Annotated in this window: 25 protein-coding genes and 1 tRNA gene; 5 read left to right on the top strand and 21 right to left on the bottom strand. The window is 71.6% G+C overall.

What is annotated here, in order from left to right:
- Nucleotides 1–19: 19 nt before the first annotated feature.
- Nucleotides 20–586 carry a peptide deformylase gene (def, locus tag IR212_RS07680; protein ID WP_194398321.1) on the top strand — a complete coding sequence of 189 codons (567 nt, stop codon included), beginning with the start codon at nucleotides 20–22 and terminating at the stop codon, nucleotides 584–586.
- 80 nt (nucleotides 587–666) lie between these two features.
- Here def and IR212_RS07675 read toward each other — a convergent pair.
- From IR212_RS07675 to recO, 8 genes are all read right to left on the bottom strand, one after another.
- A tRNA-Asn gene (locus tag IR212_RS07675) sits at nucleotides 667–739 on the bottom strand.
- 74 nt (nucleotides 740–813) lie between these two features.
- Entirely contained in the window at nucleotides 814–1602 is a 789-nt protein-coding gene (locus tag IR212_RS07670; RefSeq protein WP_194398320.1) for an ATP-binding cassette domain-containing protein, read from the bottom strand.
- Between the two features lie 49 nt (nucleotides 1603–1651).
- Nucleotides 1652–3517 (bottom strand): DNA primase, encoded by a 1866-nt coding sequence (gene dnaG / locus IR212_RS07665; RefSeq protein WP_194398319.1) that lies wholly within the window; start codon nucleotides 3515–3517, stop codon nucleotides 1652–1654.
- A complete protein-coding gene (locus IR212_RS07660; protein WP_194398318.1) occupies nucleotides 3517–4899 on the bottom strand; it encodes a deoxyguanosinetriphosphate triphosphohydrolase in 1383 nt (460 codons plus the stop codon). Before IR212_RS07660 ends, dnaG begins: the two co-directional genes overlap by 1 nt.
- Nucleotides 4871–6046, bottom strand: a complete 1176-nt coding sequence (dusB, locus tag IR212_RS07655; RefSeq protein WP_194398317.1) for a tRNA dihydrouridine synthase DusB — start codon at nucleotides 6044–6046, stop codon at nucleotides 4871–4873. Before dusB ends, IR212_RS07660 begins: the two co-directional genes overlap by 29 nt.
- 115 nt (nucleotides 6047–6161) lie before the next feature.
- Nucleotides 6162–6842, bottom strand: a complete 681-nt coding sequence (locus tag IR212_RS07650; protein ID WP_194398316.1) for a DsbA family oxidoreductase — start codon at nucleotides 6840–6842, stop codon at nucleotides 6162–6164.
- A gap of 56 nt (nucleotides 6843–6898) precedes the next feature.
- Nucleotides 6899–7711 (bottom strand): isoprenyl transferase, encoded by an 813-nt coding sequence (locus IR212_RS07645; RefSeq protein WP_194398315.1) that lies wholly within the window; start codon nucleotides 7709–7711, stop codon nucleotides 6899–6901.
- Complete coding sequence (gene recO / locus IR212_RS07640) at nucleotides 7708–8451, bottom strand: DNA repair protein RecO (RefSeq protein ID WP_194398314.1); 744 nt, start codon at nucleotides 8449–8451, stop codon at nucleotides 7708–7710. The genes IR212_RS07645 and recO overlap by 4 nt, the downstream gene beginning before the upstream one ends.
- Before the next feature lie 99 nt (nucleotides 8452–8550).
- On the opposite strand from recO, the gene IR212_RS07635 reads away from it, so the two are divergent.
- Together IR212_RS07635 and IR212_RS07630 are read left to right on the top strand one after the other, a co-directional pair.
- Nucleotides 8551–9018 carry a MarR family winged helix-turn-helix transcriptional regulator gene (locus tag IR212_RS07635; protein ID WP_194398313.1) on the top strand — a complete coding sequence of 156 codons (468 nt, stop codon included), beginning with the start codon at nucleotides 8551–8553 and terminating at the stop codon, nucleotides 9016–9018.
- Entirely contained in the window at nucleotides 9015–9656 is a 642-nt protein-coding gene (locus tag IR212_RS07630) for a hypothetical protein (RefSeq protein WP_194398312.1), read from the top strand. The genes IR212_RS07635 and IR212_RS07630 overlap by 4 nt, the downstream gene beginning before the upstream one ends.
- A 34-nt stretch (nucleotides 9657–9690) precedes the next feature.
- Here IR212_RS07630 and IR212_RS07625 read toward each other — a convergent pair whose 3' ends face one another.
- Complete coding sequence (locus tag IR212_RS07625) at nucleotides 9691–11322, bottom strand: GTPase family protein (protein WP_194398311.1); 1632 nt, start codon at nucleotides 11320–11322, stop codon at nucleotides 9691–9693.
- The gene (locus IR212_RS07620; protein WP_194398310.1) at nucleotides 11322–13313 is read right to left on the bottom strand and encodes a dynamin family protein; all 1992 of its coding nucleotides are present in this window, start codon (nucleotides 13311–13313) and stop codon (nucleotides 11322–11324) included. Before IR212_RS07620 ends, IR212_RS07625 begins: the two co-directional genes overlap by 1 nt.
- Before the next feature lie 89 nt (nucleotides 13314–13402).
- Between IR212_RS07620 and IR212_RS07615 the strand changes: the two genes are divergently transcribed.
- The gene (locus IR212_RS07615; protein WP_194398309.1) at nucleotides 13403–14089 is read left to right on the top strand and encodes a trimeric intracellular cation channel family protein; all 687 of its coding nucleotides are present in this window, start codon (nucleotides 13403–13405) and stop codon (nucleotides 14087–14089) included.
- Between the two features lie 64 nt (nucleotides 14090–14153).
- Here the strand turns inward: IR212_RS07615 and leuA are convergent, their stop codons facing one another.
- Nucleotides 14154–15914, bottom strand: coding sequence for a 2-isopropylmalate synthase (gene leuA / locus IR212_RS07610; RefSeq protein WP_194398308.1), 1761 nt, complete (start codon nucleotides 15912–15914; stop codon nucleotides 14154–14156).
- Nucleotides 15915–16172: 258 nt separating this feature from the next.
- Here leuA and IR212_RS07605 point away from each other — a divergent pair, with 258 nt between their 5' ends.
- Nucleotides 16173–16790 carry a hypothetical protein gene (locus IR212_RS07605; protein ID WP_194398307.1) on the top strand — a complete coding sequence of 206 codons (618 nt, stop codon included), beginning with the start codon at nucleotides 16173–16175 and terminating at the stop codon, nucleotides 16788–16790.
- 15 nt (nucleotides 16791–16805) lie between these two features.
- On the opposite strand, the gene IR212_RS07600 is transcribed toward IR212_RS07605, so the two are convergent.
- The 10 genes from IR212_RS07600 to hemW form a co-directional block, all read right to left on the bottom strand.
- A complete protein-coding gene (locus IR212_RS07600; protein WP_194398306.1) occupies nucleotides 16806–17012 on the bottom strand; it encodes a hypothetical protein in 207 nt (68 codons plus the stop codon).
- Nucleotides 17013–17113: 101 nt separating this feature from the next.
- Nucleotides 17114–18067 carry a GTPase Era gene (gene era / locus IR212_RS07595; RefSeq protein ID WP_228479535.1) on the bottom strand — a complete coding sequence of 318 codons (954 nt, stop codon included), beginning with the start codon at nucleotides 18065–18067 and terminating at the stop codon, nucleotides 17114–17116.
- Nucleotides 18064–19446, bottom strand: coding sequence for a hemolysin family protein (locus tag IR212_RS07590; RefSeq protein ID WP_194398305.1), 1383 nt, complete (start codon nucleotides 19444–19446; stop codon nucleotides 18064–18066). Before IR212_RS07590 ends, era begins: the two co-directional genes overlap by 4 nt.
- Nucleotides 19443–19913, bottom strand: a complete 471-nt coding sequence (ybeY, locus tag IR212_RS07585; protein ID WP_194398304.1) for an rRNA maturation RNase YbeY — start codon at nucleotides 19911–19913, stop codon at nucleotides 19443–19445. The genes IR212_RS07590 and ybeY overlap by 4 nt, the downstream gene beginning before the upstream one ends.
- Complete coding sequence (locus IR212_RS07580; RefSeq protein WP_228479552.1) at nucleotides 19910–20941, bottom strand: PhoH family protein; 1032 nt, start codon at nucleotides 20939–20941, stop codon at nucleotides 19910–19912. The genes ybeY and IR212_RS07580 overlap by 4 nt, the downstream gene beginning before the upstream one ends.
- A gap of 70 nt (nucleotides 20942–21011) precedes the next feature.
- A complete protein-coding gene (locus tag IR212_RS07575) occupies nucleotides 21012–21359 on the bottom strand; it encodes an HIT domain-containing protein (protein WP_194398302.1) in 348 nt (115 codons plus the stop codon).
- A gap of 85 nt (nucleotides 21360–21444) precedes the next feature.
- Nucleotides 21445–22179, bottom strand: a complete 735-nt coding sequence (locus tag IR212_RS07570; protein ID WP_194398301.1) for a 16S rRNA (uracil(1498)-N(3))-methyltransferase — start codon at nucleotides 22177–22179, stop codon at nucleotides 21445–21447.
- Nucleotides 22180–22182: 3 nt separating this feature from the next.
- Nucleotides 22183–23295, bottom strand: a complete 1113-nt coding sequence (dnaJ, locus tag IR212_RS07565; RefSeq protein WP_194398300.1) for a molecular chaperone DnaJ — start codon at nucleotides 23293–23295, stop codon at nucleotides 22183–22185.
- 51 nt (nucleotides 23296–23346) lie between these two features.
- A complete protein-coding gene (gene hrcA, locus IR212_RS07560; RefSeq protein WP_194398299.1) occupies nucleotides 23347–24387 on the bottom strand; it encodes a heat-inducible transcriptional repressor HrcA in 1041 nt (346 codons plus the stop codon).
- Between the two features lie 136 nt (nucleotides 24388–24523).
- Nucleotides 24524–25741 (bottom strand): radical SAM family heme chaperone HemW, encoded by a 1218-nt coding sequence (gene hemW / locus IR212_RS07555; protein ID WP_194398298.1) that lies wholly within the window; start codon nucleotides 25739–25741, stop codon nucleotides 24524–24526.
- Nucleotides 25742–25745: the final 4 nt, after the last annotated feature.

The following is a 25745-nucleotide window of genomic DNA, read 5'->3' as shown; positions in this document are numbered from 1 at the left end:
CGCTCGATAGGCTCAAGGCGTGGCTGTTCTCCCGATTCGCATCATGGGCGATCCCGTCCTGCACGCCCCTGCGTCGCGCGTCGAAGCGATCACCGATGAGGTGCGCGCCCTGGTCGCCGACATGTTCGAGACGATGGATGCCGCGCCCGGCGTGGGGCTCGCCGCCCCGCAGGTCGGCGTGCCTCTGCGCATCTACACCTACTCGTATGCCGATGACGACGGCGCCCCCTGGCGCGGCGTGATCGTGAACCCGGAGCTGTGGATGCGGCCGCTCGAACCCGGAGCGCCCGACCCCGACGAGGAGTCCGAGGGCTGCCTGTCGTTCCCCGGCGAGCGGTTCCCGCTCCGGCGCTCGGATGAGGTGCTGGTGACCGGAACGGATCTCGAGGGCGCGCCCGTGCGCATCCAGGTCGACGGGTGGCGGGCGCGCATCATGCAGCACGAGTTCGACCACCTGGACGGCGTCCTCTACGTCGATCGCCTCGACGACGGCGACTGGAAGACGGCGCAGAAGATCGCGCGCAAGCGCGGCTGGGGCCGCCCGGGCAGCGCGTGGACGCCCGGCATCGACGACCTCGACGCCTGATCCGTCGGTCTCCTGCTGGGGGGAAGCGGCTCGACCGCGGAATGAGGAAAGGCCCCGAGGTGGAGCTCGGGGCCGATCCGCTCCCCCACTTGGACTCGAACCAAGAACCTATCGGTTAACAGCCGATTGCTCTGCCAATTGAGCTATGGAGGAATGTCCTGCGCTCTCGCGCGGGCAACCAGACCATCTTAGCAAAGCTCCGGCGGTGGTCTTGACCACCGGGGCCCTCATGAGCCGACGAGTCGCCGGTCTGCTTCGCCGCTGGGAGTCCACAGCAGATCCCGGATGCCGTGGCCGTAGGCGACGGCGTGACCGGCGCGGAGCACCAGGACATCCGCGTCCAGCTCGTCGGCCACATCGGCCTGGTTCGTCACCACGAGGGCCGCCATGCCGAGTTCTCGCTGTCGGCGCAGGATCGCGTCTCGAGCGGCCGTGCGCACCTCGACGTCCATGTTCGCGTACGGCTCGTCGGCGATGAGCACGCGCGGCTGGAGCACCAGTGCGCGCGCCATCGCCACGCGCTGCCGCATCCCGGCGCTCAGCTCATACGGGTACTTCGCCGCAGCCCCCAGCGGCAGCATCATCTCGTCGAGCAGCGATGCGACTCGCACCGCCAGAGCCCGCGAGCTCACTCGGCGGTCCCGGCTGGTGATGGGCCCGCCGATCACGTCCGAGACGGTGAGCCGCGCGGGAAGACGTGCACCAGCCGATTGGGGCAGATACCCGGCGTAGTACGTGAGGTACCGGTGGTCGCGGCCCGGACGGCGCACCGGGATGCCCTCCACGGTCGCCTCGCCGCCGACGACGGCGAGGCCCGGCTCGTCGGCGCCGGCGAGCACCGCCGCCAGCGAGGACTTGCCCGAGCCCGTCGGGCCCATGACCGCGAGACTGCGTCCATGCGGCAGACGGAATGTGACGCCGTCGACGACCCGCTGATTCGGACCGCCTCGCCCTGCTCGGGCGATCGACAGGTCGGAGCAGTCGATCGCGGCATCCGCGGTTCGTCGTCGAGCCATGCCCTCATCCTGCCCCGGCCGCGCCTCCGTGCGCCAGTCGGCGGCGCGGTCAGGAGGATTCGTCGGCGATCGCCTGGCGCTGTGCGTCGAGCTCGCGCAGACGCAGCCGGATGCTGCGCCCCTGCTCGGAATCCGCCGGCACGCGCTGGATCGCGCCCAGCAGCTCGGCCTTCTCGCGCTCGATGCCGCGCATCACCAGGCGACGTGCGAGATCGCCTGCCGAGGCGACCGCGGCCTCGTCGTTGAGCGCAGGGAAGTCGCCGGCGAGCAGCTCCGCGGCCAGCGAGCGGTACGGTTCCCGCACCGTGCCGACGACCGCCGCCGACCAGCCCGGACGCTGCATGTCGTCTGCCGCGACGACCGCCGCCCGGACGGCGTCCAGGGCGGGGTGGCGGAAGGGCTGCTCCAGCGCCCGCGCGACGAGCGCCGCCTCCATGCGGTGGCCGAACTGCAGGACGCCCATGAGCGCGTCGCGCTCGAGTCCGACCTCGGGCGTGCGCGGCAGCGTCGCGACGGTGACCTGGAGGGGGTCCGTCTCACCGGAGGGGGGCGCCGGCGAGGGCGGGTGAGCGGCGGTCGGAGCATCCCGTCGTCCGCTCCCGCGCCCGGCGCGCTCCACCTCCCGGCGCACGTCCTCGGTGTCCATGCCGAGGCGGCGCGCGAGGACCCGCACGTACTCCGGCTGCAGCAGCGGGTCGCGCAGCTCGGCGACGACGGGAGCAGCGGTGCGCAGTGCCCCGACGCGGCCCTCGACGCTCGCCAGATCGTAGCCCGCGATGCGCTGGTCGAGCACGAACTCGACCATCGGCACCTTCGTCTCCACGAGCCCCCGGACGGCGCCGTCGCCCCGCATCAGGCGGAGATCGCACGGATCGAGCCCGTCGGGGCCGGTCGCGACGTACGTCTGGGCGTTGAAGCGCTTGGCGTCGGCGAACGCGCGCAGTGCGGCCTTCTGGCCGGCCGCGTCGGGATCGAATGTGAAGACGACTTCGCCCGCGGTCGAGTCGTCACCCATCACCCGCCGGAGCACCGTGATGTGGTCTGCGCCGAAGGCCGTCCCGCAGGTCGCGATCGCCGTGGTGATGCCCGCGAGGTGACACGCCATCACATCGGTGTACCCCTCCACCACCACGACACGGTGCTGCCGCGAGATCTCGCGCTTGGCGAGGTCCAGGCCGTAGAGCACCTGGGCCTTCTTGTAGATCGTCGTCTCGGGGGTGTTGAGGTACTTGGGGCCCTGGTCGTCGTCGTAGAGCTTGCGCGCGCCGAAGCCGATGACCTGGCCCGTCACGTCGCGGATCGGCCACACGACGCGGCCGCGGAAGCGGTCATACACGCCGCGCTGGCCCTGCGACACCAGCCCCGCCGATGCCAGCTCGTCGTCGGTGTACCCCTGCGCGCGCAGCGCGGAGTGCATGCCCGACCAGCCCTTCGGCGCATACCCCACGCCGAAGTGCGCGGCCGCGCCGGCGTCGAAGCCGCGCTGGCCCAGAAACCGCCGCGCGGTGTCGGCTTCGGAGGTCATCAGCTGCGTGCGGAAGAACTCCGCCGCCGCCGCATTCGCCGCGTACAGCCGCGCCCGGCCGGTGTGCTCGGGGGCGGCGCCCCCGTCCTCGTAGTGCAGGGCGTAGCCGATCCGCCCTGCGAGGCGCTCGACGGCCTCGGTGAACGAGACGTGGTCCATCGCGCGCAGGAACGAGTAGACGTCGCCGGACTCCCCGCAGCCGAAGCAGTGGTAGAAGCCCGCCTGCGGACGCACGTTGAAGCTCGGACTCCGCTCGTCGTGGAACGGGCAGAGCCCTTTCAGCGAGCCCACGCCGGCGGACTTGAGGGCGACCCGCTCGCCGATGATGTCAGCGATGTTGGTGCGCGCCTTCACCTCGTCGACGTCCGCCTGCCGGATGCGCCCGGCCATCAGCCCACCTCGAAGGGGTCGCGGGTCCGGCCCGCCGGCGAGTCCATCGGGCGGGCGCCGGGGGCCCAGACGCCGACCGACGCCGGGTCCAGCGGTTCGACGAGGCTCCCGTGCCACGCGATGGCCAGCTGATCGGTGAGGCTCGCGACCTGATCGACGACGACGCGGCGGCGTGCGGCATCCGTCTCCGCGGCGGCGAAGTCGCGCAGGTGCAGGGCATCGAGCGCCTCGGGGCGCTCCCACAGCGCCGAGGCGAGGCGCTTGAGGACGCGCCGCTGCTCCTTGTAGAGGTCCTTGCGTCCCTCGATCGAGACGACGGCCGCGCCGATGATGCCCTTCAGGACCGCCATCTCGGCTTCGACGACGCGGGGAACGACGAGGTGGCCCTGATAGCGGGTGAGGACGGAGCGTGCGTACGACTCGCGTGTCGCCGTCGTCGCCGCGCGGGCGAAACGGCCGATCAGGTCGGAAGTCAGGTTCTTCAGGCGCGCCAGCGCGGCGCGCGATCCGTCGAACGCGTCGATCCATTCCGGCATGCGGGTGAGCCGGAACAGCGCATCCTCGAGCTCGTCCCGCGCGAAGTCGAAGCCGACCCACGACTGGACGGCGGTCAGCAGCCACTCGTGCTCGTGCGGATCGGCCAGCCTCGCGGGATCCAGGTACCCGTTCACGATCGCGTCCTCGAAATCGTGAACCGAATAGGCGATGTCGTCCGAGAGGTCCATGACCTCGGCCTCGATGCAGCGGACGCGACCGGGCGCGCCGGCTCGCAGCCAGCGGAAGACCTCCTCGTCCTCGGGGTAGACGCCGAACTTCAAGCGGCCGCCGGGGTCCGGCAGCGGATGGTCGGCCGTCCACGGGTACTTGCAGGACGCGTCCAGACTCGCGCGCGTGAGGTTCAATCCGAAGCTGCGCCCGTCGGCGTCGATCACCTTCGGCTCCAGGCGGGTGAGGATCCGCAGCGTCTGGGCATTCCCCTCGAACCCGCCGACGTCCTCCGCCCACTCGTTCAGGGCGCGTTCGCCGTTGTGGCCGAAGGGCGGATGACCGAGGTCGTGACTCAAGCAGGCGGTGTCGACGACGTCGGCGGCGAGGTCCAGCGCCGTGGCGAGCTCGCGTCCGACCTGCGCGACCTCCAGCGAGTGGGTCAGCCGGTTCCGTGCGAAATCGGCCGGGCTCGCCGGGCTCAGCACCTGGGTCTTGGCCGCGAGCCGCCGCAGCGCCGCGGAGTGCAGCACGCGCGCGCGGTCGCGGGCGAAGTCGTCGCGCTGGGAACGGTGCTGCTCGGCATGGAACCGGGCGGCATCGGCGTCGTCGTAGCCGTCCGGTCGGTCGGACGCCGGGCCTCTCAGGTCAGCCGCCACTGTGGTCGAGCTCCGCATCGGCGATGGCGCTGGAGGCCTCGGCGCTCAGCTCCCGCGAGCTGAGCCAGCCCTCGGGCAGAGCGGGACGCTTGGGCGTCCCCGCGCGACCTCGCTGCCCCTCCGCTGCCGCCCCGGGGTAGGGAGCGTCGGGGTCGAGGGAGGCGAGCAGCTCGTCGATCTCGGACAGGCTGGAGGCCGTCGCAAGGCTCGCGCGGAGCTCGCCGCCGACGGGGTAGCCCTTGAAGTACCACGCGACGTGCTTGCGGATGTCGCGGCAGCCGCGGTCCTCGTCGTCGAAGAACTCCACCAGCAGCTCCGCGTGCCGACGGAACGCGGCCGCGACGAAGCCGAGTGTCGCGTCGACCGGCTCGGCCGGCGCCGCTCCCGCTCCGCCCAGGGCGCGGGCGAGATCACCGAACAGCCAGGGTCTCCCGAGGCATCCCCGACCGACTACGACGCCGTCGCAGCCGGTCTCGGCCATCATGCGCGCGGCGTCGTCGGCCGACCAGATGTCGCCGTTGCCGAGCACCGGGACGCTGGTGACCGTCTCCTTGAGCTTCGCGATCGCGGACCAATCCGCCTGGCCGGAGTAGAACTCCGACGCGGTGCGGGCATGGAGTGCGACGGCGGCGACACCGGCGTCCTCCGCGATACGGCCGGCATCGAGGTACGTGAGATGGTCTGCGTCGATGCCTTTGCGCATCTTCACGGTGAGCGGCACGTCCCCCGCCGCGCGTGCGGCACGGGTCACGATCGCGCGGAACAGCCCCAGCTTCCACGGCAGTGCGGCTCCGCCGCCCCTGCGGGTGACCTTCGGGACGGGGCATCCGAAGTTCAGGTCGATGTGGTCGGCCCGGTCCTCCTCGACGAGGAGGCGGACCGCGGCCTCCGTGGTCGCGGGGTCGACGCCGTAGAGCTGGATGGACCGCGGCGTCTCGGACTCGTGGTGGGTGATGAGGCGCATCGTCGTGGCGTTCCGCTCGACGAGCGCGCGGGTCGTGATCATCTCGCTCACATACAGCCCGGCGCCGTACTCGCGGCACAGCCGCCGGAACGCCGTGTTGGTGATGCCCGCCATCGGCGCGAGCACCACGGGGGCGTCGAGTTCGATGGGCCCGATGCGCAGCGCGCGAGCAGGGGCGGGGGCAGTGGTCACGCGTTCCATTCTCTTACACGAGGCCGTCCGTCGGCTGAACGCGCAACCGGCTGTGGACGCGCGTCCGGCGCGCACCCGCGGGGCCCGACCGGAGCCGGCCGACGCGCTGCCGGGACCGGGCCGTTCACGCGTCGACGTCGGCGGGCGCGCGGTGCTCCGCCCACACCTGACGGACGATCTGCGCGAACGCCTCCGCCGGCTGCGCACCCGACACGCCGTACTTGCCGTCGATCACGAAGAACGGCACACCGTTGATGCCGTACGCGGCCGCCTGCGCCTGGTCGGCGCGGACCGCGCTCAGGTAGCGGCCGCCGGCGAGAGCCTCGCGCGCCGCGACGGCGTCGAGCCCGACCTCGGCCGCGAGCGCGGCGAGATCGTCCTCCCGGCCGAGATGCCGGCCCTCGGTGAAGTAGGCCGACATGAGGCGCTCGGCCATCTCCGACTGCCGACCGTGTTCCTTCGCGAAGTGCAGCAGCTCGTGCGCCTTCACGGTGTTCGTGTGCTTGAGCAGGTCGAAGCGGTATTCCAGGCCCGCCTCGGCGGCGACAGCGGTGACGCGCTGCAGCATCTGCTGCGCCTGGGCCGCGGAGATGCCCTTGTGGGTGGCGAGGTAGTCCGCCTCTCCGCCGTCGAAGTCGACCGGCGTGTCAGGCGACAGCTCGAACGAGTGGAAGGTGACCTCCACAGCCGGCGCGTCCTCGTCCGCCGATGCCGCGGCGAGCCCGTTCTCCAGATTGCGCTTGCCGATGTAGCACCAGGGGCAGGCGATGTCACTCCACACGTCGATCTTGATCGTTCCGGTCATGCCGGGGACAACCGCCTCGCGCAGCGCTTCTATTCCGACGCATGTGTCGGAGGAGGTCACGAGGTCGCTGTGTCAGGCGCGTCGACGGCGCCGCCGAAGCGCCGGTCCCGCGCGAGGTACATGTCGATGCCGTGCCAGAGGTCGGCGCGGGTGAAGTCGGGCCACAGCGTGTCCAGGAACACGAACTCCGCGTAGGCGGACTCCCACAGCAGGAAGTTGGAGGTTCGCTGCTCGCCGCTGGAGCGGAGGAACAGATCCACGTCCGGCATGTCCGGGCGGTAGAGCCGTCGCTGAATCAGCTTCTCCGACACCGCCGACGGACGAAGCCGACCGGCCGCGACGTCCTCGGCGATGGACCGCATGGCGTCGACCAGTTCGATCCGGCCGCCGTAGTTGACGCACATCGTGAGGGTCAGCACGTCGTTGGCCGCGGTCAGGCGCTCCGCGAACTGCAGCTCCTTGATGACGCTCGACCACAGCCGGGGCTTGCGCCCCGCCCACTGGATGCGCACGCCCCACTCGTTGAGCTGGTCGCGCCGGCGGTGCAGCACGTCGCGGTTGTACCCCATCAGGAAGCGCACCTCGTCGGGTGAGCGCGACCAGTTCTCCGTCGAGAAGGCGTACACCGAGAGATGCTTGACGCCCGCCTGGATGGCGCCGGCGACGACGTCCAGCAGCGCCGCCTCGCCGGCCTTGTGGCCTTCGATCCGGGTGAGTCCGCGCCGATTGGCCCAGCGCCCGTTCCCGTCCATGACGATCGCCACGTGATTCGGCACGGCGCCACGCGGATACTCCCTCGGGTGCAGTCCCGTCCAGTCGAGCGGTCGATACGGGATCGCGTCGCGGTGCGTGTAGGGCTTCGGGCTCACCTGGTGCCTTCCTGCGGGGGTGCCGAGACGTGCGAGAGCGAGCGGATGCCCCGCTCGAGGTGCCACTGGGCGTACGCCGCGATGAGTCCCGAGGCGGCCGCGGTCGAACCCGGCGACGCGGCGTCCACCGCGTCCCACTCCCCCGCCATCAGCGACTGCAGCAGCGACACCGTCGCGCGGTCCACCCGGGCGGCTCCGGTCGGCGCACAGTCGCGGCACACGATGCCGCCCTGCTGGGCGACGAAGGTGTCGTGAGGCCCGGTTCTCCCGCACCGAGCGCACTCGCCGAGCCCTGGCGCCCAGCCCGAGAGCGCCATCGCCCGCAGCAGGTACGAGTCCAGGACGCTGCGAGAGGCGTGCTCACCCCGCGAGAGGGCCCGGAGTCCGCCGACGAGGAGGAGGTACTGCTGGGACGTGGCCTCCGCCTCGTTCAGTCGGTCGGCTGCCTCGACCATCGCATGTGCCGAGGTGTACCGGTCGTAGTGCGCGGCGATGTCCGCGCCGTACGAGCCGAGCGACTCCGCCTGCTGGACGATGTCCAGCGATCGGCCTTGATACAGCTGGACGTCGGCGACCATGAACGGCTCCAGCCGGGCGCCGAACCGCGACGAGGTGCGGCGCACGCCCTTGGCGACGGCGCGCAGCTTGCCGTGCCGACGGCTCAGCATCGTCACGATCCTGTCGGCCTCCCCCAGCTTGTGGGTGCGCAGGACCACGACTTCGTCGCGGAAGGTGGGCACCCCTCGATTATCCCCGCTCGGCGTCTGCGTCGGCCTCCGCCGAGCCGCGGGACGCTCGCGCAAGGAGCGGATCGGTCAACATTATGTATAGTGTTCACTATGTCGGGAACACGCATCTTGGACACCCTCCTGGCCCTCTCCCTCGTCCTGGAAGCGGATCAGACCCGCGAACTCGAGCGGCGCGGACTCACGGCGTCCAAGACCCACCTCTTGTGGGTTGTGCACCACCGCGGGCCGGCGACGCAGGCGCAGCTGGCGGAGGCGCTGCAGGTGACGCCTCGCCATGTGACCACCTTGGTCGACGCGCTGGAGGCCACGGGATTCGCGCGCCGCACGCCGCACCCGACGGACCGCCGGGCGGTACTCGTCGACCTCACCGACCGCGGGCGGTCGGTCATGACGGCGATGACCGCCGAGCACGAATCGCTCGGGGCCGAGCTCGTCCGGGGCCTCGACGCCGAGTCGGTGGCGGTGGCCGCCGATGTGCTCGACCACGTCCTCCAGAGGCTGCAGACGCTGGTCGCGGAGCATGAGGCGCGCCAGGCGGAGCGGGCGGAGACCTCATGACTGCCTCGCCCACGGTCAGTGCACCTGCCCGGGTGGGTAGGCAGGTGGTCAAGATCGCCCGCTTCGCATGGCGTGCCGAGGTGGGCATCTGGAAGAGCCTCTACCGGTGGATCTTCCGCCGCCCGCGCGTGCCCGGCGGTGCAGCCGCTTTCTCGTACCACTCCCCGGTCATGACGATCCTCGTCGTCTTCATCGTCCTCTCGGCGGTCGAGATCCCCATCATCGACCTCATCGTCCATCCCTGGCCGTGGCTGCGCATCCCGCTGCTGGCGCTGGGGATCTGGGGACTCACGTGGATGATCGGGCTCATGCTGAGCTACCTGACACGTCCGCACGCGGTCGGGCCCGACGGCATCCGGGCGCGCGTCGGCGCCGATGTCGACGTCGACCTGCCGTGGGACGTCGTCGCGTCGGTGGAACGGTCACACGACGTCACGGAGAAGGCCCCGAAGATCCGCGATGAAGAGAACGGACGGACCCTCGCGCTGCGGATGGCGGACGAGACCAACATCCTGATCGTGCTCGAGAAGCCGGTGGTCACGCGACTGTCGGGTGGTGACGTGGAGATCGACGCGGTGCGCCTGTGGGCAGACGATGTCGAGGGCTTCCTGGACGCAGTGCGCACCCACATCCCCTGAAGCCCTGCGGTTCGTCGGCGGGCCGATTGCGCCGTCACCGGGCGGCGCGAGCGGCCGCCTCGCGTGCCGTCGCGAGCGCGGTGAGCTCCGCGTCCACCTCGCCCAAGATCTCGTCCTGCGCGACGGCCGCGACGCTGTCGCGCAGTCCGTCGGCGATGCGGGCCGCCCGTCGGCGAGCGCCGGCACGGACCGCAGCGCCGGCAACGAGGGCGAGCAGGATGCCCGCCACCGCGCCCGCTACGAGCAGCAACGTCGGCCATGGCACCTCGAAAGCGCCCACGCCGAGGGTCGGCGAGAGGTCCGCGGTCGGCATCCGGAGGTAGTCCAGAAGCGCGAGCACCCCGAGCCACGCGCCCCCCGCCACAGCCACGGTGACGAGGAGCCACTGCACGACGTCGACCAGACTCCACCATCGTGGGCGTCGCACCTCGACCGTGCGGATGACCGCGCGGTCGAGGGCGTCGACGACGTCCGCCGACGCGGCGACGACCCGGCCGTTGACGCGTTCTCGGGCGGCCGCGGGGAGAGCGCTCGCGGCCGCGGCGACATAGGCGCGGGCGGCACTGGCGATCTGTGCACGCACCGCGGGAGAGGCCGTGGGCAGCGAGGAGCGGATGAGTTCCGCACTCGCGGGCGCCTGCACGACTCCTGGGCGCTCCGGACGACGCAGCCCCAGGGTGCGCAGCGGGTCGGCGCGAAGCGTGCGCACCCACCGCGTCGGCGGCCAGCCCGTGCGGGCGATTCCGTCGCGCGTACTGGAGCCGCGCACCGCGTCGACGACGAGCGGAACACCCGCCGCGTGCTCGAGGGCGCCGATCAGGCTCCGGCGGGCATCCTCGAGCGCACGCGTGTCGGGCGCTGTGCCGGGAAGGGCGGCCAGGAGGCCCGACGCGGCATGACGCACGTCGGCCACCAGCCGCGCAGTGGCCGCTTCCCGTCGCTCGACGGCGCGGGCGATCAGTCCCTCGAGCTGGGGTACGCCGTCGCGGGTACGGGCGGACGTGCCGATGACCTGTGCGCGCAGCCCGTCGGCCTGCACGATACGCCGGAGGTCGGCGAGGCACGCCTCCGCCTCCTCGCGAGTGAGGCGGTCCAGCTGGTTGAGCACGACGACCACCGAGTCCTCGTGCCCGGCGAGAGGAAGAAGATAGCGGGAGTGCAGGACGGCGTCGGCGTACTTCTGCGGGTTCGTCACCCACACCAGCAGGTCGGCGCGCTCGGTCACGCGGTCGGCCCGCAGCCGATGCTCGGCGACGACCGAGTCGTGGTCGGGCAGGTCGAGCAGGACCAGGCCGTCCGGACGCGCGCGCGAGACGTCGACATCGTGTCGCTCCTGCACCCCCAGCCATTCGAGGAGGGAGGTGGAGCCCGCGGCGATGTCAGCCGATTCGGCGACGGCGGCGAGCGGGAAGGCCGTCGTCGGTCGCTGCCGGCTCGTCCGGGCCAGGTCGGACCCGGCGAGCAGGTTGAACAGCGTCGACTTCCCCGTCCCCGTCCCTCCGGCGAGGGCGACGACGGTGTGCTCCGCCGACAGCTGCGAGCGCTCCCCCGCGCGCTGGAGCACCCTCCGTGCGGACGCGAGGGCGTCGTCGGCGATCCGGCCCTCGGCGGAGCTGGTCGCTGTGCTGAGGTCGGCAGTGCGCTGCGCGAGCGTCGTGCGCGCCATCAGCCCTCACCGCCGAGCAGCCGCCGCCAGAACCCGGGTCTCCTGCGCTCCTGCGCCGGCGTCGGGATCGGCGCCGGGGTCGCCGCGTCGCCGGCATCGGAGGGAATGCCGCGCTCGGCCATTCCGACGGCGCGAAGGTGCGCCCCGCGAAGGGCCGGGGCCGGGCTCGTGCCACGTGCCGATCGCGCCACGCGCGCGAGACGCTCCTGCGCAGCGGCCCGCTGCAGCTCGGCCGCGGCGTCGCGCAGTTCGTCTCCCGCCGAGTCCGAGACGGCAAGCGCCGCCACGGCGGTCGACGCGATCGAGGCGTCCGCCTCCAGGAGCGAGCCCAGCCGCCGGGTGAGGCGATCCGAGGCCTCGGAAGCGAGCCGCCGGACGGCGTCGTCACCGAAGACGGCTTCCAGCACCTTCTGGGCCAGGATGGCCGTTCCGCCCGCCACGCCCACCTCGATCCCGGTCAAGCCTCCGGTGCTGCCGAACACGACGAGCATGAGCGCCACGCCCAGTCCGTTGACGCCGAAGCTCAGCCCTCGGGCGAGGCCGCGCCGGTCCGCGCCCTGCTCCTGCACGATGGCGAGGACGTCACCCTGCCAGGCGCGGATCTGCGCGCCGATCGCCGAGCGGAGTTCGGCGGTGCTGACGCCCGTCACCCCCGCGGTCGCACCCGCGTCGACGAGGATGCCGGAACCGGCGGGGTCGCTGCGCCACGCCGAGCGCACCCGCTCCCGCGCCGTCTCGATCGCGTCGATCGTGATGGCCTCGAGCCCGTGCGCGATCGCGAGCTCGACCGGCTGCGCGTCGGGCTCTCCGCCTCGGAAGAATGAGACGACGGCGTCACGCGCCCGGCTCACACCACGCTCCATCGACCGCATGACGGTGCTGGCGCCCACGAAGTCCTGCCATCGGCTGAGGACCTCGCCGCGAAGCATGGCGCCGTCGGTGGTCGCCTCCGAGATGTGCGACGCAGCCTCGGCGTAGGCCGCTTCGACGATCTGCCGCAGGCGTGCGGCGGAGGCCGCCTGGGCGTCTGCCGCGTCGGCGAGGCGCCGCGCGGCCTCGACGAGATCGTCCACCACCCCGTCACGTGTGGCCAGCGCCACGTCGTCGCGGGCGTCCGCGCTGCCGCCGAGATCGGTCAGCCAGCCCGACACGTCGGCGACCGCCCCCTCGGGGAGGAGTCCGTTTTCGTCGAGGCGCGCCTCAGGGATGACGAAGAGCGGCGCGTCGCCCAGGCCGTGCTCGCGCATCATCCGCTGCAGATCCGCGACGACGGCCTCGCTGCCGGGGTCGACCCGATCCAGCACCAGGGCGAGCTGCGCGTGGCGGGCTGCGGCCGCGCCCAGCAGATCCCACGGGACGGCGTCGGCGTATCGCGCTCCCGTCGTGACGAACAGCCAGAGGTCGGCCGCCGCGAGCAGCTGGGCTGCGAGCTCGCGGTTGGCGACCTCCACGGAATCGATGTCGGGTGCGTCCAGGAGCGCGAGCCCCGGCGGCATGCCGGCGAACGGCGCGAGCCGGAGCGCGCGCACGCCGGGGGCCGGGGTGCCGTCGCGGTCGGTCGCCGGCGGCTCACCCGCGGCGACGGCCGAGGTGTGGACGCGGGTCAGGGTGGGAAGCACGCGCTCGGGCGCGAACCATGGCGCATCGGCGGGGTGATGCACGAGGACCGGCGACCGGGTCGTGGGTCGCAGGACGCCCGGGGAACTGAGCATGGCTCCCAGCACGGAGTTGACGAGGGTCGACTTCCCGGCGCCGGTCGACCCGCCGACGACGACGAGGAGCGGAGCTCCGTCCGACCGGAGCCGGGGCAGGAGGTAGTCGTCGATCTGCGCGAGGACCTCGTGCCGGCGCGCCCGCGCCTCGGAGACGCCGGTTCCCTCCAGCGGGAGCGCCGCGGCGGTGAGTCGGCCGCGCACGACGTCGACGGCGCTGATGAGGCGCCCGCGGGCCTGGGCCGCGGCATCCGTGCTCTCCTCGTCGCCCTCGGGCATGCCCCCATCCTGCACCACACCGCGCAGCCCACGGCCGGTGCACCGCCGACGCGTGCGCGCGTCGGCGCGACGGCCGCGACAATGGAGGAGTGAACGAGCCGGTCTTCATCATCCCGCTGTGGGCAGACCTCACGGCCGTCGGCCTCGGCGGTGTGCAGGGGGCGCTGTTCGCCTCCGGCTTCCGGGGGGAGCGCCGACTCGACCTGCTCGGCGTGGCGATCATCGGCGTCGTGGTGGGCATGGGCGGCGGTCTCATCCGCGACCTGCTGCTGAACGTCACCCCCACCACGCTGCAGAGCAACTGGTATCTGCTGACCGCGACCGGCGCGGCGCTGTTCGGGATGCTCCTGGCCGGTGTCTTCCAGCGCCTCAACGCCCTCATCGTGGGCCTCGACGCCGTCGTCATCGGCATGTTCGGCGCCTTCGGCACCAGCAAGGCGCTCGCGCTCGGACTCCCCCTCGTGCCCGCCGTCTTCGTGGGGGTGTGCGCGGCGGTGGGCGGCGGCATCCTGCGGGACATGATCATGGGACTGCCGGTGGCGATCATGCATGTCGGCTCGCTGTACGCGGTGGCCGCGGCTGCCGGATGCCTCGTGCTGGCCGCCTCGCATGAGCTCGGGCTGGACATCGTCGCGGCGTCGGCGATCGGCATCGCCGTGACCGCTGTCATCCGCCTGCTCGCCGTGATCTTCGACATCTCGCTGCCCGAGCAGCGCGCGCTCTATCGTCGCAAGGTCGCGGTCGAGACCTCGGCGATCCCGATCGCCAAGCCCTGAGCGGGCCCACGCGCCGGCGGATGCGCGCGGGGATCACCCGCGGGCACCCGCCGACGGTCTGCGCTCAGACGCCCGCGAGGGCTCCGGAGCGCTGCCGCGTGCGGATGGCGCGGTTCACGCCCGACACGATCGCCTTGAGCGACGCGGTCGAGATGTCGGAGTCGATGCCGACGCCCCAGAGGCGCTCGCCGTCGACCTGCAGTTCGATGTAGGCGGCGGCCTGCGCGTCGCCTCCGGCGCTCAGCGCGTGCTCGACGTAGTCGTAGAGCGTGACGTCGAAGCCCTGCGCGCGGATGATCTCGAGGAAGGCGGCGACGGGCCCGTTGCCGCGGCCGGATGCCTCGAACCTCTCGTCGCCGTCACGCAGCGTGATGTCGAGCGAGACATCGCCCGACAGGTCGCTGCGCGTGCTGGTGGCGAGCAGTTCGAAGCGGCCCCAGCGCTCGTCGGCGTTCTGCGACGGCAGGTACTCGTCGGTGAAGATGCGCCAGATCTGCTCGCTGGTCACCTCGCCGCCCTCGGCATCCGTCTTGGCCTGGACCACGCCGGAGAAGTCGATCTGCAGTTTGCGCGGCAGGTCGAGCGCGTGGTCCGTCTTCAGCAGATAAGCCACGCCGCCCTTGCCCGACTGGGAGTTGACACGGATGACGGCCTCGTACGAGCGGCCCAGATCCTTCGGGTCGATGGGCAGGTACGGGACAGCCCAGTCGATGTCGTCCACGGTGACGCCGGCAGCGGCGGCGCGGGCTTCCATCGCCTCGAAGCCCTTCTTGATCGCGTCCTGGTGCGAGCCGCTGAACGCGGTGAACACGAGGTCGCCCGCCCAGGGGCTGCGCTCGTGCACGGGCAGCTGATTGCAGTACTCGACGGTGCGCTTGACCTGGTCGATGTCGCTGAAGTCGATCTGCGGGTCGACGCCCTGCGTGAGCAGATTGATGCCGAGCGCCACCAGGTCCACGTTGCCGGTGCGCTCGCCGTTGCCGAACAGGCATCCCTCGATGCGGTCGGCGCCGGCCATGTAACCCAGCTCCGCCGCGGCGATCGCGGTGCCGCGGTCGTTGTGCGGGTGCAGAGACAGGATGACGTTCTCACGGTGGGCCAGGCGCCGGCTCATCCACTCGATCGAGTCGGCGTAGACGTTCGGTGTCGCCATCTCGACGGTCGCCGGCAGGTTGATGATGACCTTGCGCTCGGATGTCGGCTCGAAGATCTCGATCACCTGGTTGCAGACCTCGAGGGCGAACTCGAGCTCGGTGCCGGTGTAGCTCTCGGGCGAGTACTCGTAGAAGACCCGGGTCTCGGGGATGCGCTTCTCGAACTCGCGGCACAGGCGCGCACCCTCGAGGGCGATGTCGATGATGCCCTGGCGGTCGGTGCGGAAGACGACGTCACGCTGGAGCACGCTCGTGGAGTTGTACAGGTGGACGATCGCCTGCTTGGCGCCGGCGATCGACTCGTAGGTGCGCTCGATGAGGTGCTCCCGCGCCTGCGTCAGCACCTGGATCGTGACGTCGTCGGGAATCAGGTCCTCTTCGATGAGCTGGCGGACGAAGTCGAAGTCGGTCTGGCTCGCCGACGGGAAGCCGACCTCGATCTCCTTGTAGCCCATCCGCACGAGGAGGTCGAACATGATGCGCTTGCGCTCGGGGCTCATCGGGTCGATGAGCGCCTGGTTGCCGTCGCGGAGGTCCACCGCGCACCACCGAGGCGCAGCGGTGATGCGCTGGTCGGGCCACGTGCGGTCGGGCAGATCGACGCGGATCTGCTCGTGGTACGGCCGGTACTTGTGGATCGGCATGCCCGAGGGCTTCTGGGTGTTGTCCATGATTCGTCGCTTCCGTCTGTCTCGAGCGGCACCGGATCGGACCGGCTCGATGCCTGATGATGCGGGCCAACGAAAGCTCCGCGACGAGGAAGGCCCTTAGATCGAGGTCTCGTCGCGGCGGCTAAGAAGGAGAAGCCCGCCGAAGCGCATGGCACCAGGCTACACCCCGCATCGCGTGCAGGTCGAACGTGTGACGGGCCGCGGATGCCGCGGTGCCCGGTCGCGAGACGATCGGCGCGCGTGCGACACCATGAAGGTATGAGAGGTCTTCGTCGTCCGGTTCCCCTCGTCGTCATCGCCTGCGCCGCCCTCGCCCTCAGCGGGTGCGTCACGGCGTCCGGCGCACCGCCCTCGCCGTTCGGCGCCGTCTCTCCCGTGCCTCCGGCGGGCGAGGTGACCGCGGTGGGCACGGTGCTCGACACGGCCGGCGACGCAGAGCTCTGTCTCGGGCCGGTCGCCGAGTCATACCCGCCCCAGTGCACCGGCGTCCCCCTGGAAGGCTGGACCTGGGAAGGCGTGGACGGGGCCGAATCGTCGGGCGAGGTCACGTGGGGTGCCTACGCCGTGCAGGGGACGTTCGACGGGGAGTCGTTCACGGTGACGCAGCCGCCCGTCATGCTGGCGCTCTACGATCCGATGGCGCCCGAGGACCCGACCGGAGGCGAGCCCGGCGCCGGCGACGACGAGACGCTGGCGCGCATCCAGGAGGAGCTGCCCGACCGCCTCGGATCGAGCTACCTGAGCTCGTATCCGCAGGACGGCCGGCTCTGGGTCGATGTGGTGTGGGACGACGGGACCTGGCAGGATGCCGCCGACCGTGAGTTCGGCGCCGACGTGGTGCTCATCCGCTCGGCGATGCGCGAGGCGGCCGGGTAGGCGCCGCCGACACCCTCAGCCGTCGCACTCGCAGATGAGGTTCCACTCGACCACCTGATCGCCCTCCTCGGGCCGGGCCCAGGCCTCCGCGGCCGCGCGATCCGCGAACCTGCGGGGCGCGAGCCGCCCGTCGGCCATCAGCACGCCGACCGCGATCTCGTCGCGCGGATCGGTCCAGGCGGTGACCGCGGCGGCGCCGGCCGCCGCTGCGTGCGCTGACATGGGTGCCTCCTCGTGCGCGGGCGCTGGGATGCGTCGGTGTCATGCTACGCGCGCGAAGCAGGAAGCGGCAGGGTGCCGCATCCGTCACCGTACCGCGCGGATCAGAAGCCCAGGCGGCCGAGCTGCTTCGGGTCGCGCTGCCACTCCTTGGCGATGCGCACGTGCAGCTTGAGGAACACTCTGGTGCCGAGCAGCGGCTCGATCTGGGCTCGGGCCCGCGCACCGACGTCGCGCAGACGGGAGCCCTTGTGACCGATGATGATGCCCTTCTGGCTGTCGCGCTCCACCACGATGTCGGCGAAGACGTCGGTGAGGTCGCCGTCCTCGCGCTCGGCGATGTCCTGGACGACGACGGCGATCGAGTGCGGAAGCTCGTCGCGCACGCCGTCGAGCGCGGCCTCGCGGATGATCTCGGCGACGCGGTCCTCGATCGACTCGTCGGTGACGACGCCGTCGGGATAGAGCGCCGGTCCTTCGGGCATCATCGCGAGCAGCTCGTCGCTCAGCACGTCGAGCTGGTCGTGTGTGAGCGCCGAGAGCGGGATGACGGCGGCCCAGTCCTCGCGGAGCTGATCGACCTCGATGAGTCGCTCGGTGATCTGCTCGCGCGTCGCCGCATCCGTCTTGGTCACGATCGCGACCTTCTTCGCACGCGCGTAGCCGCTCAGCGACTCGGCGATCCGGCGGTCGCCGGGGCCGACCTTCTCGGTGGCGGGGACGCAGAAGCCGATGACGTCCACGTCGCCGAGCACCTGCTCGACCAGGTCGTTGAGGCGCTGGCCGAGGAGGGTGCGCGGCTTGTGCAGGCCGGGGGTGTCCACGATCACCAGCTGGCCGGCGGGACGGTTCAGGATGCCGCGGATGGCGCGGCGGGTCGTCTGGGGCTTGTCGCTGGTGATGGCCACCTTCTCGCCGACGAGCGCGTTGGTGAGCGTGGACTTGCCGACGTTCGGTCGTCCCACGAACGTGACGAAGCCCGAGCGTCCCGCCTCGGCCCCGGATGGCCGGGCGTGCGCGCTCGCCTCGGGGTCGCGGCTGATCTCGGGGTCTGTCATGGCGTGTCCTCCTTCCTCGGCAGGCGGACGTCGCCGCTGCGGGGGCTCACGATGCGGATCTCGCCGGTGCGCGCCGCGACCGTGCGGTTCTCGCCGGTGCGGGGCGGCCGGCCCGCCTCAGGCGGTGTCTCGCCGCGCTCGACGAAGACGGTCGAGATGCCGCGGCCGCGGCCGCGCGAAGCCCCGCCGGTCAAGACCAGGCCTGCGTACTCCGCTGTCGCGCCCGGCTGCGGGACGCGGCCGAGCGCCTTGCCGAGGAGCCCGCCGATGGAGTCGACGTCCTCGTCCTCGAGCTCCATGCCGAACAGGTCGCCGACCTCGTCGAGCCCCAGCCGGGCGCTGACGCGGTAGTGGCCGGGTTCGACCTCGGTGACCTCGGTGGCGCGGGGATCGTACTCGTCGGAGATGTCGCCGACCAGCTCCTCGATGAGGTCCTCGAGGGTCACCAGCCCGGACACGCCGCCGTACTCGTCGACCACGAGGCACACGTGCACGGCGTCGCGCTTCATCTGCTGCAGCAGCGTCTCGGCCTTCATCGACTCCGGCACGAACACGGCCGGGCGCGCGATGCGGCTGATCGGGGCGTCGCGCCAGCCGGTCTCGTCGCGGAACCCGAACTGCACGAGATCCTTCAGATAGAGCACGCCCACCACGTCGTCGGCCTCGTCGTCCACGATCGGCACGCGGGACACGCCCTTCTCGAGGAAGATCGTCATGGCCTCGCGGGTCGAGGTCGAGGCATCCACCGTGACCATGTCCGTCCGCGGCACCATGACCGCCCGGACGAACGTGTCGGTGAAGTCGAACACCGAGTGGATGAGCTCGCGGTCGTCCTCCTCGATGAGCTCGTTCTCGGCTGCCTCGTCGATGATGCTGAGCAGCTGCTCCTCCGACGCGAACGACGACCCGCGTGACGCGCCGGGGGTGATCCTCGTGCCGAGCGCGACCAGGCCGTGCGCGAGAGGGCCGAGGATGATCCGCACCCCGCGGATGACGGGTGCCGCACCGCGCAGCAGCCCCCGGGCGTGGAGCCTGCCCACCGAGCGGGGGCTCGCGCCCACGACGACGTACGAGACGCCCGTCATCAGCACGGCGGCTGCCACCATCGCCCACCAGATGCTGTTGAAGAGATCGACGAACGCGACGGTGACGAGCACCGCGGCGGTCGTCTCCGCCAGCACGCGGATGAAGACCACGGCGTTCGCGTGCGCATCCGGGTCGGCGGCGATGCGGCGCAGCGACGACGAGTTGCGGCCTTCGGCACCGAGCTCGGCCAGATCGGCACGCGAGGTGACTCCGAGCGCGGCGTCGATCGCGACCATGAGGGCGCCGAAGGCGAGCAGCAGGACCGCGGCGGCGAGGAGGAGGGCCGCGGTCATGCGCGCGGTCGTCGGCGTTCGGACGCCTGGAACGACGCGATGAGCTCGCGCTGCAGTCCGAACATCTCCCGCTCCTCCTCGGGCTCGGCGTGATCGAAGCCGAGGAGGTGGAGAAGGCCGTGGGTGGTGAGCAGGACGAGCTCATCGAGCGTCGAGTGCTTGGCCGCCATCGCCTGCGTCTCGGCGACCTGCGGGCAGAGCACGATGTCGCCGAGAAGGCCGGCCGGCGTGGGGGCGTCATCGGTGCCGGGCCGCAGCTCGTCCATCGGGAAGCTGAGCACATCGGTGGGGCCGGGCTCGTCCATCCACTGCACGTGCAGCGCCTCCATCGCGCCCTCGTCGACGAGGAGGATGGCGACGTCGGCGTCGGGGCTCACGTGAAGCTCCGCGAGGTGGTGCTCCATGAGCCGCAGCAGCACGGTCTCGTCGACCGCGATTCCCGACTCGTTGCCGATCTCGATGGTCATGCGCGTCCTCGCTTCGGAAGGTGGTCGCGGGGTCCGCCGTGTCGGGCCGAGGCGGCACGGCGCTCGGCACGATTGGCGAACTCGGAGGCTTCGTCGCGTTCGCGCCGCGCGGCCAGCCGACGCTCGTCGTACTCGCTGTAGGCGTCGACGATGCGCCCGACGAGAGTGTGGCGCACCACGTCGTCGCTGGTGAGGTACGAGAAGTGGATGTCGTCGATCTCGTTGAGCACCCGTGTCACCAGCCGCAGTCCCGACGCCCCCTGCGGGAGGTCGATCTGGGTGATGTCGCCGGTGACGACCATCCGGGTGCCGAAACCCAGGCGGGTGAGGAACATCTTCATCTGCTCGGGGGTGGTGTTCTGCGCCTCGTCGAGCACGACGAAGGAGTCGTTGAGCGTGCGCCCGCGCATGTACGCCAGCGGCGCGACCTCGATGGTCCCCGTCGCCATGAGCTTGGGCACCAGCTCGGGGTCCATCATCTCGTTGAGCGCGTCATACAGCGGGCGCAGGTAGGGGTCGATCTTGTCGGTGAGCGTTCCGGGGAGGAATCCCAGCCGTTCGCCCGCCTCCACCGCCGGGCGCGTCAGGATGATGCGGCTGACCTCTTTGCGCTGCAGCGCCTGCACGGCCTTGGCCATGGCGAGATACGTCTTGCCCGTCCCGGCGGGACCGATGCCGAAGACGATCGTGCTCTCGTCGATCGCGTCGACGTACGCCTTCTGACCGAGCGTCTTGGGCCGGATCACCTTGCCCCGCGACGACAGGATGGCCTCGCCGAGCACCTCGGACGGACGCGGCCCGCCCTCGGAGCGCAGGATGCGGTTCGACGACGCGACGTCCTCCTCGCCCAGGGCGTGCCCGGACCTCGTCATCGCCAGCAGCTCGTCCACGAGCGATCGGGCCGCCGCGACCGCCACGGCCTCGCCGGTCAGCGTGATCTCGTTGCCGCGCACGTGCACGTCGACCTCGGGGTGCTCCTTCTCGACGACGCGCAGCAAACGGTCCTGCGGGCCGAGCAGCTGCACCATGGCCACGCCATCGGCCCACACTCGTTCGACGGTGGTGGTGCGCTCGCGCGCCTCTTCCTCTGCGGGTTGGTCAGGCACCTACGCTCTTCTCTTCGAGTCCTCCCGCGAGCACGTGTGCGTGCACGTGGAAGATGGTCTGGCCCGCACCGGGGCCGGTGTTGAAGACCAGACGGAAGTCGCCGTCCGCGTGCTCGGCGGCGAGCTTGTTGGCCAGGCCCACGAGTTCTGCCATGAGTGCGGGATCGCCGGCTGCCAGCTCGACGACGTTGCGGTAGTCCTCGGTCTTGGGGATCACCAGCAGGTGCACCGGCGCCTGCGGGTGGATGTCGCGGATCGCGAACGCGTTCTCCGTCTCGGCGATGATCTCGGACGGGATCTCCCCGCTGTGGATGCGCGTGAAGATCGAGGACTCGCTCATACGGCAAGTCTACCGACGGCGCCCTTCGACGGGCTCCGGGTCGGACGCTCGAGCTCCGTGACCGGTCGATGGGCCCGTCGGACCGTCACCAGCGCCCGAGCGCCGTGCTCACCACCGCCAGGGCCGCGGGACCGGCCGTCGACGTGCGCAGGACGGTGTCCCCGAGGCGCACGACTCTTGCTCCCGCGGCGGTGAGGACCTCGAGCTCCTCCGGGGCGATGCCGCCCTCGGGCCCCACGACGAGCACGATGTCGCGCGGGTCGTCGAGGCTGAGCTGCAGCGTGCTCAGCCGCTCCGTCGCCGTCGGCTCCAGGATGAGGACGACGGATGCCTCGGCCCGGCGTGCCAGCCCGGCGGTGGTGGTGAGCTCACCGACCGCGGGCAGCCACGCCCGATGCGCCTGCTTGGCGGCCTCGCGGACGATCGTCGCCCACCGTGCGCGGCCCTTCGCCGCCTTCGCGGCGTCCCAGCGCGACACGCTGCGGGCGGCCTGCCAGGGCACGATCTCGTCGACGCCGAGCTCGGTCGCCGCCTGCACGGCGAGCTCGTCGCGATCCCCTTTGGCCAGGGCCTGCGCGAGCACGACGCGCGGGCGCGGCGGCGGGGCATCCGTCCGCTCCCGGATGCGGACGATGACCTCGCGCGCCGCGACGGACTCGACCTCGCCGGTCAGCCAGGCCCCCCGGCCGTCCCCCACGGTGACCTCCTCGCCCACGCGGACGCGCCGCACCGTCGCGGCGTGGTGCGCCTCGGGTCCGGTCAGGGCGACGGTGTCGCCGGGTGCCGCAGCCGCGCCGTCGACGAGGAAGTGCAGCGGCATGGCTCAGCCGTTCCGGAAACGGTCGCGCAGCTTCGCGAACAGACCCTGGTGGTACTCGGCCAGCTTCGGAGCGGGAGCCTTGGTCCGCTTGGCGAACTCCTCGATCAGCGCGCGCTCCTTGTGGTCGAGGCGCGTGGGCGTGACCACGTGCACGCCGACCTTGAGATCGCCGCGCTGCGAGCCGCGCAGCGGCGTGATGCCGCGTCCCCTGATCGTGAGCACGTCGCCGGCCTGCACGCCCGGGCGAATCTCCAGCTCGACCGGGCCGTCGAGGGACTGGATCGTGGTGGTGGTGCCGAGGATCGCGTCGGGCATGGAGACATCGAGCGTGGCCAGCAGATCGTCGCCGTCGCGGCTGAAGACCTCGTGCGGTGCCACCGTCACCTCGATGTACAGGTCGCCGTTGGGGCCGCCGGCCGGACCGACCTCGCCGGACCCGGGCAGCTGCAGGCGCAGTCCGGTCTCGACGCCGGCGGGGATGTCCAGCGACACGGTGCGACGTGCCCGCACGCGGCCTTGGCCCTGGCAGGTGGCGCAGGGGTACGGGATGGTGGTGCCGTAGCCCTGGCAGACGTTGCACGGCTGCGACGTCACGACGTTGCCGAGGAGGCTGCGAACCTGGCGCTGGACGTTGCCGGTGCCGTGGCAGATGTCGCAGGTGACCGGACTCGTGCCCGGCTGGCAGCACGAGCCCTGGCACGTCTCGCACAGCACCGCGGTGTCCACGTCGATGTCGCGGTGGGTGCCGAACACCACGTCGCCGAGCTCGAGCGTGACCCGCACGAGGGCGTCCTGCCCGCGCTCGCGCCGGGAGCGCGGCCGCCCCCCGCGCGTGGCACCGGCCGCGCCGAAGAACGTCTCGAAGATGTCGTTGAATCCCCCGAAGCCCCCGGCGCCGCCGAAGGGCGACTCACCGCCGCCCATGTCGTACCGGGCGCGCTGCTCGGGGTCGCTGAGCACGTCGTATGCGTGCGTGACGAGCTTGAACCGCTCTGCCGCCTCGTCACCCGGGTTCACGTCCGGGTGGAGCTGCCGCGCGAGCTTGCGATAAGCCTTCTTGATGTCGTCGGTGGACGCGTCGCGTGAGACGCCGAGGACCTCGTAGTGGTCTGCCACTTTCGCCTTCCTGCCGCGGCTGCACCGCGGGATCGTGAGTACGCGTCCGCGTCAGCGGGAGCTGTCGTCCTGCTCCAGCATGCGCGTGAGGTAGCGCGCGACGGCACGGACCGCCGCGAGGTTGGAGGGGTAGTCCATCCGGGTGGGACCGAGCACGCCGACACGCGCGAGAGAGCCGGTCGCGTCGTAGTCGCTGGCGACGACGGACGCCTCGCCCAGGCCGAACGCCTCGTTCTCGCGCCCGATGCTGGCCGCGAGCCCCTGCTCGTCGGCCACCATCTCACCCATGAGGCGCAGCAGCGTCACCTGCTCTTCGATCGCCTCCAGCAGCGGATAGATGCTGCCGCGGAAGTCCGCTTCGCTGCGCGCGAGATTGGCGCTGCCGGCCATGACGAGCCTGTCCTGGCGGAACTCCTCGAGCTCTTCGGCGACGGCGCGCAGGATCTCGTCGGTGGCGCGCTCGTGCGCCGGCGCCTGCGGAGCCGGGGTCCCGAGGCGCTCGGCGATGCGCTGGAGCCCTTCGCGGACCGGTCGGCCCACGAGCAGCGTGCCGAGTTCCGCGCGGATCCGGGCCAGGTCGGCCTCGTCGAAGTGCTCGCCGACGAACGTCAGGCGCTGTGAGACCCGGCCGGTGTCCGTGACCACGATGACGAGCATGCGGCCGCCCCCGAGCTGCACGAGCTCGACGTGCGTGACGGTGGCGCGGGCGAACGACGGATACTGCACGATGGCCACCTGGCCGGTGAGCCGGGTGAGCGCGCGCACGGTGCGCACGAGCGCATCGTCCAGGTCGCCGGGTCCTTCCAGGAAGGAAGCGATCGCGGAGCGCTGAGCCGGCGACAGCGGCCGCAGCTCGGCGAGATGATCGACGAACACCCGGTAGCCCTTGTCGGTGGGCACCCGACCGGAGGACGTGTGCGGCGCCGCGATGAGCTCCTCGTCTTCGAGCAGCGCCATGTCGTTGCGGATCGTGGCCGCCGAGACGCCGAAGGCGTGCCGCTCGACGATCGCCTTGCTGCCGACCGGCTCGCGCGTGTCGACGTAGTCCTGGACGATCGCCCGCAGCACCTGCAGTCCTCGCTCGCTGACCATCCCGCCTCCTCACGCCCCGATCTGGCACTCGCACGACTGGAGTGCCAATTCTATCCGATGGGCCGGTCAGGATCGCCGCGCGCGCGGTGGTGCTCGCGCCCGCTTCGCTGGCGCGAAGGCGGTCGCGCACGATCGGTCAGTCGGTCAGCGCGCGGACGACGGCGTCCGCCAGCAGCCGGCCGCGCCGGGTGAGCACCACCCGTCCCCGCAGCGCGTCTGCCCCCTCGACGAGGCCGTCAGCGATCAGCGAGGCCACCGCCGGGCGGCGCTTGATCGGCAGGTCGTGCACCGGCATCCCTTCCCGGATGCGGGTGCGCAGCAGCACGCTCTCGAGTCGTCGCGCCGCGGCATCCGGGATCTCGCGTCCTGCCGCGGGCGACTCCCCCGCCGCGAGCCGCTGGGCGTACGCCGCCGGATGCTTGACGTTCCAGAACCGGACCCCTCCGATGTGGCTGTGGGCGCCGGGACCGAACCCCCACCAGTCGGCGCCGGTCCAGTACGCCAGGTTGTGGCGGGAGCGGTGCTCGGCGCCCCGCGCCCAGTTCGAGACCTCGTACCACTCGAGGCCCGCCGGCGCGAGCAGGTCGTCGGCCAGCTCGTACATGTCGGCCTGCAGATCGTCGTCGGGTGCAGCGACCTCGCCGCGGCGGATCTGCCGGGCGAGCTTGGTGCCGTCCTCGATGATCAGCGCGTAGGCCGAGACATGGTCGGGCACGAGCGCCATCGCGGTCTCGAGGGACGAGCGCCAGTCGGCGAGCGTCTCGCCGGGCGCTCCGTAGATCAGGTCCACGCTCACATCGAGCCCGGCCCCGCGGGCGGCGGCCACGGCGGTGCGGACGTTGTCCGGGTCGTGGGTGCGGTCGAGAGCGGCGAGCACGTGCGGGACGGCGGACTGCATGCCGATCGACATGCGGGTCACCCCGGATGCCGCGAGCTCCGACGCGACGGCGGCTGAGACGGTGTCCGGGTTGGCCTCGACGGTGATCTCGGCGTCGTCGCGGAGACCGAACGCCGCGCGCACGCCGTCGAGCATGCGACCGAGGTCGCCCGGCGGCAGGAGGGTGGGCGTGCCGCCGCCGAAGAACACCGTCGCGGCCGGACGCGTCCCGCCCGCGCGATCGAGGACGGCGCGAGCGAGGTCGACTTCGCGCAGCAGCGTGTCGGCGTACTGGTCCTGACGGGCACCCCGCAGCTCGGACGCGGTGTAGGTGTTGAAGTCGCAGTACCCGCACCGCACGCGGCAGAACGGCACGTGCAGGTACACGCCGAAGTCGGTGCCGCCGTCCACGCGCACGGCGTCCGGCAGCGACCCGTCTGCCGGGACGGGCTCGCCGAGGGGCAGCGCGGAGCCCATCAGC

It is taken from the genome of Microbacterium atlanticum (assembly GCF_015277815.1).
GTDB lineage: Bacteria > Actinomycetota > Actinomycetes > Actinomycetales > Microbacteriaceae > Microbacterium > Microbacterium atlanticum.
This window is presented reverse-complemented; position numbering and strand designations above follow the sequence as displayed.